This window comes from Vibrio sp. 1288, from assembly GCF_033344475.1.
On sequence record NZ_JAWPOX010000352.1, the window covers coordinates 1 to 799 of the forward strand.

General features: G+C 46.3%; 1 protein-coding gene. It reads right to left on the reverse strand.

The features are described from left to right. Positions 1-65: 65 nt before the first annotated feature. Positions 66-799: 1-acyl-sn-glycerol-3-phosphate acyltransferase (locus R8O11_RS26705; RefSeq protein WP_318194809.1), on the reverse strand; the 734-nt coding region annotated here is incomplete at its 5' end.

Sequence of the window (799 nt, forward strand, 5' to 3'; positions counted from 1 at the left end):
CTTAATGATTTGAACACACGTTCAGATAATCTAAACGTGTGCTCAAATAATTCTCAACGTTTTGTTTATCGCCAATCTCCGCGCAATGCGTGCACTTTTTCGAACATAGTTTGTGCGGTAGCTGAGCTAGGATCTACCGGTTCGCCAGCTTCAATTTCCAATTTGGACCAGAAGCGAGTCGGGAACCCTCTGCATGCTCGTCCTTTAGCGCGGCTAAAATAACTACCCCACAATCCTTTCAATGCCATCGGAATCACAGGTACTGGGCTTCGACGCAGAATAATGTCGATGCCACGCATGAAGTCGTTCATTTCGCCATCGGAGGTCAATCGCCCTTCAGGGAAGATACAGACAATATGGCCTTCATTGAGAGCTTCTTCGACGTCGTTAAATGCTCGACGAATAGAACTTCGGTTGCTAGCAGAAATTGGTATCACGCCAGCACGGCGTAAAAAGCGTCTTAGCGGCGGCAGGTTGGCGTAATCTTCTTCCATCACAAAGCGAATCAAACGAGGGCATACGGCACTCAGTAACAGGGCATCCATGTAGCTCACATGATTGCACACAATCAATGCACCACCATGCTCAGGTAAGTTGTGCAGATTTTTGTGTTTAACACGATAGATGGTGTGCGTGAGCATCCACATTGCAAAGCGAACCACAAAAATCGGGATTTGTAGAAAGATATATGCCGCGACTAAGAAATTAAGCACTGCAAGAAGCGCAAACAATTGTGGAATACTCATCTCTACTACGCTTAGGCATATAATGCCAAGGATCGCGCTGCCCACCATAAATA